The 12,350-nt window shown below is 42.5% G+C and carries 11 protein-coding genes and 1 tRNA gene; 5 read left to right on the forward strand and 7 right to left on the reverse strand.

Translation table 11 applies throughout. From position 1 onward, the window contains the following. The first annotated feature begins 57 nt into the window (after positions 1-57). Positions 58-130: transfer RNA gene (locus RT269_RS27880), tRNA-Lys, on the forward strand. Between the two features lie 49 nt (positions 131-179). Here RT269_RS27880 and RT269_RS27885 read toward each other — a convergent pair. After that, complete coding sequence (locus tag RT269_RS27885; RefSeq protein ID WP_025230668.1) at positions 180-410, reverse strand: hypothetical protein; 231 nt, start codon at positions 408-410, stop codon at positions 180-182. Positions 411-579: 169 nt separating this feature from the next. On the opposite strand from RT269_RS27885, the gene RT269_RS27890 reads away from it, so the two are divergent. Both RT269_RS27890 and RT269_RS27895 read left to right on the forward strand, forming a co-directional pair. Continuing rightward, positions 580-2,055 carry an aminotransferase class I/II-fold pyridoxal phosphate-dependent enzyme gene (locus RT269_RS27890; protein WP_313187609.1) on the forward strand — a complete coding sequence of 492 codons (1,476 nt, stop codon included), beginning with the start codon at positions 580-582 and terminating at the stop codon, positions 2,053-2,055. 34 nt (positions 2,056-2,089) lie between these two features. Further along, a complete protein-coding gene (locus tag RT269_RS27895) occupies positions 2,090-2,677 on the forward strand; it encodes a guanylate kinase (RefSeq protein ID WP_313187611.1) in 588 nt (195 codons plus the stop codon). Positions 2,678-2,868: 191 nt separating this feature from the next. Here RT269_RS27895 and RT269_RS27900 read toward each other — a convergent pair whose 3' ends face one another. The 6 genes from RT269_RS27900 to RT269_RS27925 form a co-directional block, all read right to left on the reverse strand. After that, positions 2,869-3,870, reverse strand: a complete 1,002-nt coding sequence (locus RT269_RS27900) for an ABC transporter permease (RefSeq protein WP_313187612.1) — start codon at positions 3,868-3,870, stop codon at positions 2,869-2,871. Beyond that, positions 3,867-5,372 carry a sugar ABC transporter ATP-binding protein gene (locus RT269_RS27905; protein WP_313187613.1) on the reverse strand — a complete coding sequence of 502 codons (1,506 nt, stop codon included), beginning with the start codon at positions 5,370-5,372 and terminating at the stop codon, positions 3,867-3,869. Before RT269_RS27905 ends, RT269_RS27900 begins: the two co-directional genes overlap by 4 nt. 36 nt (positions 5,373-5,408) lie before the next feature. Further along, on the reverse strand, positions 5,409-6,383 hold the full coding sequence (locus RT269_RS27910; RefSeq protein ID WP_313187614.1) for a sugar ABC transporter substrate-binding protein: 975 nt from the start codon (positions 6,381-6,383) through the stop codon (positions 5,409-5,411). Between the two features lie 224 nt (positions 6,384-6,607). Continuing rightward, positions 6,608-8,038: a hypothetical protein gene (locus RT269_RS27915; protein ID WP_313187616.1), complete on the reverse strand. Its 1,431-nt coding sequence runs from the start codon at positions 8,036-8,038 to the stop codon at positions 6,608-6,610. After that, the gene (locus tag RT269_RS27920; RefSeq protein ID WP_313187617.1) at positions 8,035-9,069 is read right to left on the reverse strand and encodes a sensor histidine kinase; all 1,035 of its coding nucleotides are present in this window, start codon (positions 9,067-9,069) and stop codon (positions 8,035-8,037) included. Before RT269_RS27920 ends, RT269_RS27915 begins: the two co-directional genes overlap by 4 nt. A gap of 17 nt (positions 9,070-9,086) precedes the next feature. Then, complete coding sequence (locus RT269_RS27925) at positions 9,087-10,715, reverse strand: response regulator transcription factor (protein WP_313187619.1); 1,629 nt, start codon at positions 10,713-10,715, stop codon at positions 9,087-9,089. A gap of 255 nt (positions 10,716-10,970) precedes the next feature. On the opposite strand from RT269_RS27925, the gene holB reads away from it, so the two are divergent. Together holB and ricT are read left to right on the forward strand one after the other, a co-directional pair. Further along, positions 10,971-11,960, forward strand: coding sequence for a DNA polymerase III subunit delta' (gene holB / locus RT269_RS27930; protein WP_313187621.1), 990 nt, complete (start codon positions 10,971-10,973; stop codon positions 11,958-11,960). A 3-nt stretch (positions 11,961-11,963) separates the two neighbouring features. Beyond that, the coding region (ricT, locus tag RT269_RS27935) for a regulatory iron-sulfur-containing complex subunit RicT (protein WP_313187623.1) at positions 11,964-12,350 on the forward strand (387 nt) is incomplete at its 3' end.

Raw genomic sequence — 12,350 nt, forward strand, 5'->3', positions numbered from 1 at the left:
TAGAGCAGAGGACTGAAAATCCTCGTGTCGCTGGTTCGATTCCGGCTTTGGGCATATGGGATACTAGCTCAGGTGGTAGAGCACTTGACTTTTAATCAAGTTGTCCGGGGTTCGAGTCCCCGGTGTCTCAGGACAAGCCTTGAAACAGAAATGTTTCAGGGCTTTTTATTTTGCTGTAATCATTCATCAAATTCTACAATCACATAATATCCCCGGTCATTATGCTTTATCTCTTTTACAATGCCGTGATCAGATTTGATCCGGTCACGTCCCACATAACAGCCGGACATGGCCACAGCAGGGTCTATGATATAGCTATAACTGCTGGTTCCTTCCCTTTCTATGATCTGAACTTCATCTCCGGCTTTAACCAGACCGGGACGCTCCATCTTAAATTCGATTAATCTCATGATATAACCATCTCCTTTTTCATTTCCAAAATTATATTATAGCGCTGTGAGAAAAAATTGTAAAGAGAGGATAAGGATGCTATACTAAAAGAGTCGGTTTATAAAGAAAAATGTAAAAAGAACAGGGAATGAGCCCAGTGGTTTATGCAGACGAAAGGCGGTTCATACTATGAATGATACACCGAATTTATTAAAGAAGTTAATGGAATATGGAGAATCGGATTATTATCCCTTCCATATGCCAGGGCATAAAAGGCAGTATCATGGATCCTTTGCCATTGATTTTCCAAATCCTTTTTCCATTGATATTACAGAGATCTATGGTTTTGATAATCTGCACCATCCGGAAGGGATTTTAAAGGAGTCTATGGAATGGGCTTCCAGGGTTTACGGGAGCTGCAGAACGTATTATCTTGTTAATGGAAGCAGCAGCGGGATCCTTAGCGCCATAAGTGGGACCGTATCAAGGGGTGGAACCATTCTTATGAGCAGAAACTGCCATAAGTCAGCGTTTCATGGAGTTTTCCTCAATCAGTTAAGGGCGGAATATATTTATCCACAAATAATACCTGAATTCGGTATTCAAGGTGGATTACTTCCGGAAAAAATCGAAGAGATGTTGATGAGTCATCGGGAGATTCAAGCGGTGTTTCTTGTATCCCCAACTTATGATGGAATTGTATCTGATATTAGGGCCATTGCAGAGGTAGTTCATAAGTTCCGCTTGCCTCTTATTGTGGATGAGGCTCATGGAGCACACTTTTCCTTTGGAAGAGAGGGAGGATTTCCGGTTTCTGCTTTAGAACTTGGAGCGGATGTGGTGATTCAGAGCCTTCATAAAACTCTTCCTTCCTTTACACAGACAGCTGTTATGCACGTAAAGGAAGGATATGTGGATATGGGTAGATTGGATCGCTATGTGCATATGTATCAGACCAGCAGCCCCTCCTACGTGCTGATGGCAGGGATCGAGGGCTGTATACGGTATATGGCCGAAGAAGGGCTGGAGCAGATGGAGCTCTTTTCCCATAAAATAGGAGAGGTCCGAAAAGTTTTGTCTGGTATGAAACACTTAAGGCTTCTTACGGATCAGGAAAAGGGGATGAATGGAATCTATGATATGGACCTCTCAAAGATCATTATATCCACAAGAGGTACAGGAAAATCAGGAGCCTGGCTGGATGACAGACTGAGAAAGGATTATCATCTGGAAATGGAAATGTGCGGTTCAGACTATGTGACTGCCATAACGACTCTGGCTGATACGCAGGAAGGTCTTGAACGGCTGTGCAAAGCTCTGCTCCATATCGATTCAGGGCTTTCTGCGGAGGAAGGCTGTGAAGATGAGAATCACTTATATCAGGGGTTGGAGAGAAAGCCGGAATGTCGGTTGAGCATTGCCCAGGCTATGGATGAACCCAGGCGCAGGATTGCAATTCCTGACGGAGAAGGTATGATATCAGCGGAATTTGTTTACGTGTATCCGCCGGGTATACCCATTGTTGTACCTGGAGAGGTTTTAAAAAAGGAATCCATTGATCTGATTATGAAGTATAAAGAGCTGGGCCTTGCAGTGCAGGGGATGGAGGATGAGGAATCCAGAGAGCTTTTTGTGGTTGATGAAGCTGGAATAAATGTAAGATAAAATAAAAGATAGGATAAAAGATGGAGCAGATAATATGGGCAAAATATTTTATGTAATGGGAAAAAGTGCTTCAGGAAAAGATACGGTTTATAAAAGACTTTTAAAGAGGCTGCCCCAATTAAAGAAAGTTGTTTTATATACCACCAGACCGATTCGGGATGGTGAAAAGGATGGGGTTGAATATTATTTTACTACCAGAGATAAGCTGGAGGAATTCCGGAAAGAACACAGGCTTATTGAGGAAAGAACTTATGAAACAGTCTATGGTCCGTGGAGTTATTTTACTGTTGATGACGGCCAGATCAATTTAGCCGGGAAGAATGGATATCTGATGATCGGAACCCTGGAATCTTATGAGAAGACAAGGGCTTATTTTGGAGAAGACAGGTTGTTTCCTATTTATATTGAGGTTGAGGATGGAGACCGGCTTTTAAGAGCGATTAAACGGGAAAAGGGACAGAAGACACCTAAATATAGGGAACTTTGCAGAAGGTTTCTAGCGGATGAAGAGGACTTTAAAGAAGAAAATCTTCTTAGATGCGGAATACATAAGCGATTCTGCAACAGGGAGCTGGAATCGTGCCTGGATGAGATCGTAAAAGCTGTGACCGCAGAGATATAATGGGGCAATCGGATATTCCCAAACTGCTTTACTGCTTGCTCACAGCGTGCCCCGCTTCACCGGGCATGTGTAAGTCCTCCACTTATGTCTTTCCGGCATTGAAGTGGGGACTTACTTGATGAGGTTAAAATAAGCATGAAAGAGATATGGAATTCCATAGCGCCTTTCATGCTTATTTTAAGGTTAAGCTTTTATTTAGCTGCAAGCCGTTTCGCCTTTGCTTCCATACGCGTTCTTGTTACATCGATAAATACAGCGGCGATGATGACCAGACCAATAACAATATACTGTACGGAACTGGAGGTATTTAAGAGTGTTAAACCATTTCGAATGGTAGAAATCATCAGGGCACCGATTAAAGTTCCCCATATGGTCCCTTTTCCTCCCATAAACGAGGCACCGCCAATAATGCATGCTGCAATGGCATCCGTATCATATGGTGAGATAGCGGCAGAAGGATTGGCAACAGCGGAACGCCCGACTATAACGAGGGCGGCAATGGAGCACATAAATCCGGATAAGCTGTAAACAAAAATAAGTATATTATCGGAATTGATTCCGGAAAGCCGGGCAGCTTCCGGATTACCGCCTACGCAGTAAATCATTCTTCCCAGTGCTGTTTTGTTTAAAAAGAAATGATATACGATATAGATTAATATTAAAATGATAAAGCACAGAGGGATCCCTGAGAATCCGCCGGATACTTTAAATAAGTTACTGGAACCTAAAAATGTAACGGCAGCCGGAAAGTCGGAGATTGTCTTTGTTGAGACCACCAGCAGTGCCAGTCCGCACAGTACGTTTTTCATACCCAGGGTTGAAACGAAAGGATGGGGAAGATGCATTTTTGTGAGCAGGATGCCGTTTAAGAATCCAATAAAAATTCCGGTTAAGATACAGACCAGGATTAATACCAGAGAGTTTGTAATGCCGAAGGAGGTTTTCAGCATACCCATCATACATGCGCACAGGATTGCATTCGCACCAACGGATAAGTCGATGCCTGCCGTAATCAGTACCACCAGCATGGCTGCGGAGATCAACCCGTTAACAGCCGTTTGTCTTAGAATATTCATCATATTATTGAGTGTAAAAAATTTATCGGTTGCCAGTGATAATACAATGAACAAAAGAACCAAGGCCAGTAAAGGAGCCACCTTTCCTATTATATCTTTCATTTTCTTCGTCTTCATCGAATTTCGCCTCCCCAAGCCGCTTTCATGATTATTTCCTGATTCAGGACATCTGTTTTTCTCGAAAGTTCTCCCATGATTTTTCCTTCCCTCATGACGATTACCCGGTCGCTCATTCCTATGATCTCCGGTAATTCGGAAGAAATCATGATAACACATTTTCCGGCACGGACCAGGCGGTTCATGATATTATAAACTTCCACCTTAGCACCTACGTCTATCCCTCTGGTCGGTTCATCAAATATATAGATATCCGCGTTTGTATTGATCCATTTTCCGATAACCACTTTTTGCTGATTGCCGCCTGACAGCTGTCCCACCACCTCATTGGCAGTGGGCGTTTTTATTTTTAAGTCACTGATATTTTCTTCCGCCAGCTGATCGATCTGTTTCTCATCAAAGAACAGGCCCTTCGTACAGCGTCTCATATTACTTAAGATCAGGTTTGTTCGGACTGATTGGGAGAGAACAAGTCCCTGCCCTTTGCGGTCTTCTGTTAAAAATGCCATCCCGCAGCGGATACCGGCTTTTGGAGACTTTATGGCCACTTTTTCCCCATTTACATAAATATTCCCGCTGTCATATGGGTCAGCACCGAACACAGCCCGGAATGTTTCGGTTCTGCCGGCGCCTACTAAACCGGCAAAACCGAGGATTTCTCCATGGTTTGCATGAAAGCTCACATCCCTTAATACACCTGCGGAGTTTAAATGCTCTACCCGGAGGGCTTCCGTACCGGTCTCCGCTTCAATTTTCGGATATTGATTATCCAATGTTCTGCCTACCATGGCTGAGATCAGTGAATCGTTATCCAATTCATCCGTATTTTTTGTCAGGATGTGTTCTCCATCTCGCATGACTGTAACGCGGTCGCATAGCTCAAAGAGTTCCTCCAGCTTATGGGAGACAAACAAAATAGCAATGCCTTTTTCCTTTAAGGAGCGGACTGTTTTCATTAACTGTTCCACTTCCTTTTCCCCAAGGCTTGATGTAGGTTCATCCATGATGATGAGTTTTGCATCGATCAGGACTGCTTTTGCGATTTCCACCATTTGCTGGATTCCCATGCCATAGGAACCGCATTCTTTTTTCACAGCAATGTCCTGACCCAGGGAAAGCATAACTTCATGGGCTGCTTCATGCATTTTGGCATAATCCAGAAACGGGCTGCCTTTCTTTTTTATGGCTTTGTTAATAAAAATATTGTCTGTGACAGATAGGAGCTTAACAATATTTAATTCTTGATATACACAGGCAATACCGGCAGTTGCAGCTTCATTTGGATTCTTAAATGAAACTTTGTTTCCTTCGATATAAATGGTGCCTTCTTCCGGAATATGTACACCGGTCAATACTTTGATCAGGGTGGATTTACCGGCACCGTTTTCACCGATCAGGCCGTGGATCTCTCCAGGTCTGATTTGTAATGACATGTTTCGCATTGCTACTACACCAGGGAAGCGTTTTGTTACACCTTTCAGCTCAACCAAATAATTACTCATAATGCCAACAAACCTTTCTGTACATATTCAAATGGATTATTTCAGGTAGCCTTTCAGTGTTGTTAAGTATTCTTCTGCATTATCTGCTGTAATGACTTCACAGCCCGTATCTACGAATTTATCAATGGTCTCTCCCTTAATCGCCTTGAGGGCTGTTTCAACCGCCTGATAGCCCATGGTATAGGCAGCCTGTGCGCAGGTAGCAGTGATGTTACCGTCAATGATATTCTGAACACCGCTTTGATTTCCGTCGAAGCCAACGATAATGACGTCCGTTAAACCAAGCTGTTTTACGGCATTGGATGCACCTGCAGCCGTATCATCGTTGTGGCAGCATACGATCTGAATATCTCCGTTCTGAGCAGTTATGATATTTTCCATTACATTTGCAGCCGTATCCGGATTGGACTGGGCATACTGTATGGATACAACCTCCACACCATTTTCTTCCAGAGCCTTGGTAAATCCTGCCTGACGGGCATCGCTGGTGGCATTGCCCTCGACACCGCCGATGATAGCAGCTTTAGCACCTTTTCCAGCTTTTTTAGCTGCAAATAAACCGCCCTGGTAAGCTGCGTTGTCGTTACCGGTTCCCACGAAGGAGACTTTTCCTGGTATTTCCGCATCAGTATCTACGGTTATAATGGGAATGTTGACATCTCCGATTACACTTGCTATGGAGTCTGATTGAAGGGGGGAGATGACAAATGCATCTACGCCGCCGGAGAGCATGGTCTCGATCATATTGTTCTGTTCATCATACGCTGTTTCAGAGGCAGGACCCTGGAGATCAACCTTGACCCCTAAATCTTTGGAGGCTGCTTGGACACCTGCCGCAACATATCCCCAGTATTCACTGGAAAGTGTTTTCAGAATAACACCAATGGTGATATCCCCAGAAGCAGTTTTTTCTGTTGCGGTTGGCTGCGAAACAGTCGTTTGTTTTCCGCAGCCAGTCACGGATGCCAGTATGGCAGATACTAACAGCATGGATAAAATCTTTCTTTTCATTAATTTTAATCTCCCTTCCTACTCTCAATCGTTTTGATAGATTCAATGAATGATATGTGTTTGTTATTTTAACAGTAAAAAGAGGATCAAACAATGGTATATTTTGTGCTAAATGGGGGTGTATTTTTCGAAACTAGCCTTTTTATAATAAAAAAAGCCTTATTAATTATAAAAATAAGACTTTTTTATGGTTAAAGTATACAACAAACTTTTGCTTAAAAGAGTTAATCCATTGCAATGGCTCCATTGTGAAAGGTAATATTCTTTCCTTCCATGGTGTAAGCTTCTGCAATCTGGTTCGTAATGATGATTACAGAGATTCCTGACTTCAAAACTTCTTTCAGCAGATTGATGGTGATCTGACGCATTTGAAAATCAACAGATGAAAATGGTTTTATGCATACCAGGACCTGCGGCCGAACAAAAATCCAGCGGTAATATAAAAGCTTTAATTTGCATTCATCACTGACCGTGTATGTTTTTTTCATCAATTCCTCTTCGCTGAATATTCCATCTAACAGGTACCGGGTCATCTTTTTGTATTTTTTTCTCAGAAAGAACTTTTTTTTATTTCGCTGGATCATGAACGTCATGTGGTCTAAAACGGTCATATCGGCAAACAGCATTTCTTCCATTGGCCTTGCTTCGATGAATGCGATGCCATCCCGGATGGACTGGTGAACGGATTGAAAGGAATATTCTTTTCCGTTTAATAAAATTTTACCTGCTTCAAATCCACATTCTCCCTGCAGAATTGGAAGGATATTTCTGCATTCTGCAGAATCTAAGTCCAATATATTTAAAACTTCTCCTGCATTTAATGATAGGTTTAATACGGGAAGGTCGGGCAGCTTTACATTTTGGAATTCCAGAACCGTTTTTTTATCAATCTGTTTTTGTAACAGGTCATTTCTTTTCAAGGTGTTTTTTCTGGTCTTTTCAAACAGCTCCATATAAGTCTGGAATTTAGAGAAATCTTCCCGGTTCATATGGCCAATGGTCCTGCCGTTTTTGATAATCGTTATTTCATCGGCATATTTGTATAATTTGGTGGAGCTGTTTACAATGTAGAGGAAAGTCATACCCCGTTCTTTTAACTTTGTCACCAGAGCAAAGAAATTTTTGAGCTGGTCTTCTGTCATGATCATTTCGATATCCGTTATAACGGCCAGACTGCATCCGGAGACATAAGCGCGCATTAACTCGGCCTGTTTCTGCATGCCCGGGTCCAGCATGTGGGCTTTGGCAAGCAGGGGAATGGAAATATCCCAATCCTTAAGAAGTTCCGGAGCGTGTCTGCAGAGAGGATTTACCCGCCTCCAGAAGGGAACCCTGCCGCTGGCAACGAAAATGTTCTCAGCGACACTCAGCTCAGAAAAGATTCCTTTGTTGCGGCCGATAAATGCAGTCTGCTTTAACATCTGCTCCTGAATTTTGGAGGATACTATTTTTTCCCCTTTATAATAGGACCAGCCGTAGCCCGGTTTTAAGTTTCCGTACAGAAGCTGCAGGAAATATTGTTTTTCAATGGTATTGTTGACAATGACACAACAGATTTCTCCCTCAAATGCCCGAAAGAAGAGCCCATTTAAATAAGCCTGGCCATCCATGGAACAGTGTATGTTTTCATAACGGATCACTTCTTTTTTCATCATCCAATCCCTTCTGCCTGCTCAAACATATAAGGAAGTGTGAGACATACTTCGGTTCCGATTCTGGGAGTGCTTAAGATGTGGATGCCATATTCGTCACCCATGAGAAGGCGGATTCTGGAATTTACATTTATGAGTGCGATTCCTCCCTTTCCTCCTTCATTGGCGGAACTGTCATTGGCATCCATTCGGGAAAGCTTTTCATTGAGGCATCCCAGCCTGGCTTCTTCAATGCCGATCCCGTCGTCAACCACGGAAAGATAAAGTACGGTGTCACTGTGCTCTATGTCAATGACAATGGTTCCCCCTGAAACCTTAGGCTCCAGTCCGTGTTTAATGGCATTTTCCACGATTGGCTGGAGAGTCAGCTTGGGAATCCGGGTTTTTAATATTTCTTCATCATCCCGGGGCAATTTGATTTTTAATTCCAGCTTATCATCAAAGCGGTATTTCTGAATTAAAAAATAATTCTCAACATTGTTTAACTCTTCCTGAAGGGTGCTGAGACTCTCCATTTTTGAAGTTGTATAGCGGAAGAATACAGCAAGGGCTTCTGTGATCTTTCCGATTTCCGGGACTCCTGCCATAATCGCATCGGAACGTATGGATTCCAGTACATTATAGAGGAAATGGGGATTGATCTGATTTTGAAGGGCTAAGTATCTTGCCTGCTGTTTGGCATTTTCCATTATTTTATCCTTGTCCAGGATGGTGTGTACCTTTAAAAGCAGGGCATCTGTATCCGGCGAGATTCCTTCCAGGTTTTTAAATATTTCGGTAAAAATGATTCCATCGTTGAAAAGCTCTATTTTTTTCCGGATGGTCCGAAAGGGTTCTAAAATCATAACTTTACCGATAGCAAGCAGAAGGAAAAAGGAAAACAGCATACTCCATGCCATAGCTGTATATAGAATGGATTCCGTCAGTTCCGGCCTAAGCAGAATCAGAAAGAACAGGATCAGGGCAAGACAGCTCCATGAAATCATGGCTCTTATCCAGATCAGAATCCGTTTTTTTAACCATTGTTTTTTCAAAGGATATCCTCCTCTTTTCAGCGTTCCAGAAACATTTTCCGGTATTCATTGGGAGAGACGCCCAGCGCTTTTTTAAACTGTTTGGTAAAAAATTTGATATCACTGTAACCAACCAGTTCCGCTACTTCGCTTACGTTCCGCTCTTTTTCTACCAGAAGCTTTTTGGCAGTCTCTATTCTTACCATCTGAATATACTCGGTCAGTGTTTTTCCTGTCTCTTTTTTAAACAGGTATGAAAAATATGTGTAGCTGAAACCGGCGTTTTTTGCCAGCTCTTCCAGCTTTATTTGAACGCCCTTGTTTTTTTCTATATAATGCTTAGCATAAGCAACCGGCTTTATTTCCCTGCTTTTTAAATGGTTAAGAACTTCAAGCAAGGCTTTTGTAAGGGTTTCTTCCAGGAGTTCAAAAGCCTGGTCAAGGCTGATGCAATGCTCATACATTTCGGAGAAATAAGCGGCTTTCCCGCTTTTGTCCAAAGATACATCAAGAAGTTCAAACCAGTCCAGATAATTATGGGCCAGCCGGAGCAGCTCCATTTTAATGTCAAGCCCGGAGATGTTTTTAGCTGTTTGCATGATTCGTTTTGCATCAGTTAAGCAATTTTTTATTTCTTCCGGTTCAAAGGATTCCGGTCTGTCTTCTAACAGCCTTGAGATCTCTGCGGTTATGGAGTTCTTTTCTTCTGGTCCGGCAGCAGGCGCATTTAATTTCGAAACCGTATTGGCATCTGTAAGGAGCCGGTTATACATAGCGATCCGGCTGTACTGGATCTGCCTGATCAGTTCTTCGTCTGTATCCACCTGCTCCGTGATGATTGCTGAAAAGTATATCTTTGGAAATAGATCCTGAAGTCCCATGACTCGGTCTTTGACATGGTTTAAGGCTTTCATCAGTTCTTCCTTGTCAGCAGGTTCATGGAACAGTAATAAAAATATTCCTTCATCGGATGCCTCAATCGTTAACTCTCCTTCTTCAGAAGCAAATTCGACCTGCAGGATCTCAATCGCTTTATCAATTAAAAGCTGATAGGCATCTTTTGTAAAATCCTTATATTCAATATCCGGCTTCACAACCAGACACCGGCCGCCCTGGCCGGCAACCCGGGATGGATTAATTTTTCGTACTTCTCTTAATACGGACTCAGGCTTTTCCTCCGGTTTTTGCTCCAATACCATTTTTAAAAATACCCGTTTAAACTCACCGGAATAGTTTCTTATGGTTTCTTCTAAGTGCATCTGGACTTCCTGGCTGTTTTTCTGCTCCAAGGTTTCTTTGACCAGTTTTTTTAACGTACGGGTCAGGTCATCCTGATTAATTGGTTTCAGCAAATAATCCCGTACTCCGTACCGGATTCCCTGTTGTGCGTATTGAAAGTCCTTATAGCCGCTAATGATAATGCATTTAAGAGAAGCATTCTGCTTCTTGGCCTCTTCAATCAGCTGGAGGCCATCCATACCCGGCATTCGGATATCTGTAAGCAGTACGTCAGGTTTCTTTTCCTGAATCAGCTGAAATGCAGAAATACCATCATAAGCAACCCCCAAAAGCTTTACCCCTATTTCATCCCAGTCGATTAAATATTCTAAAAGCCGGCAGATTTTCTTTTCATCGTCTGCTATTATTATTCCTAAAATTGAAATCATCCCCTATTGTTTTAATTCAGTTACAAATACCTTCTCTTCTCAGTATACTTCACCGGGTTTATAATCTCAACTTAAAAAATTATGTGCTGAATAATATTGACTGAAAATGTGCAGAAACGCGGGAAATGATAAAGTTTTTGCCAATACTTCTTTCTTGTGGTGATAAACGTTCTATGTTATAATTAGTTAAATTCGTTTTTCCGTTTTCAGAGACAGGGAGGACGGGTTATACAACAGTGACAGGGGGGTGCCTCTATGCCAGGATTTAAGGATATCATCGGCCATGAGAGAATCAAAGAACATTTGCAAAAAGCCATTGAATCAAATCATGTTTCCCATGCGTACATTTTGACAGGGGAAGCGGGGATGGGGCGTAAGTCCCTGGCCAATGCATTTGCAATGACCCTTCTCTGTGAAAAGGGAAAGAGTGAGCCGTGTATGCAGTGCCATGCATGCAAGCAGGCCATGAGCGAAAACCATCCGGATCTGATATATCTGACCCATGAGAAGTCAGGAAGCATTGGCGTTGACGATATCAGGGAGCAGATCAATGACACCATTATGATACGCCCTTATAGCAGTTACTATAAGATCTACATTGTGGATGAAGCGGAAAAGATGACGGTTCAGGCCCAGAACGCCCTGCTAAAAACGATCGAAGAACCTCCCTCTTATGCGGTTATTATGCTGCTTACGACCAATCAGGAGGCATTTCTTCCCACCATTCTTTCCAGATGTGTGCAGTTAAAGCTAAAGCCTTTGCAGGATTCGGTAGTAAAGTCCTATTTAACAGGATCTTTGGGAATCGCAGAGAGCAAAGCGGAGATTTATGCGGCATTTGCCAGAGGGAATCTTGGAAGGGCGATTCATCTTGCTTCTTCTGAGGAGTTTCAGGTAATGTATAAGGAATTGATCCATATGCTGAAACACATCAAGGATATGGACATTGTGGAGCTGCTTTTTTACATTAAGAAGATGAAGGATGAAAATCTGGATATTTATGACTGTCTTGATTTTATTCAGCTATGGTATCGGGATGTTTTAATGTATAAGGTGACTCAGGATATTAATCTTCTGGTTTTCAGGGAAGAATACAATACAATGAAAGAGATGAGCGCTGCCAGCGCTTATGATGGCATTGAGATGATATTAAAGGCCATTGACAAGGCCAGGATCCGTTTGGATGCCAATGTCAATATGGAGCTGGCTATGGAGCTCATGCTGCTTGTTATGAAGGAGAATTAATTTATGATAAAGGTAATAGGCGTTCGGTTCCGCAACGCAGGAAAGATTTATTACTTTGATCCCATGAGCCTGGAGGTACGGACCGGGGATCATGTCATTGTGGAAACTGCCCGGGGAGTAGAATATGGTTATGTTGTCCTTGGATGCCGGGAAGTGGATGACGATAAAGTGGTTCAGCCCTTAAAGCCGGTGATCCGCATGGCTACCAAGGCTGACGATGAAGTGGAAAAAAGAAATCATGAAAAGGAAACGGAAGCATTTAAGATCTGCAAAGAGAAGATCAGAAAGCACGGTCTTCAGATGAAGCTGATTGATGCGGAATATACCTTTGACAATAATAAGGTGCTGTTTTATTTTACTGCGGATGGAAGAATCGATTTCAGGGAGCTT

The sequence above is a fragment of the Lacrimispora sp. genome (genome assembly GCF_032078915.1).
GTDB lineage: Bacteria > Bacillota > Clostridia > Lachnospirales > Lachnospiraceae > Lacrimispora.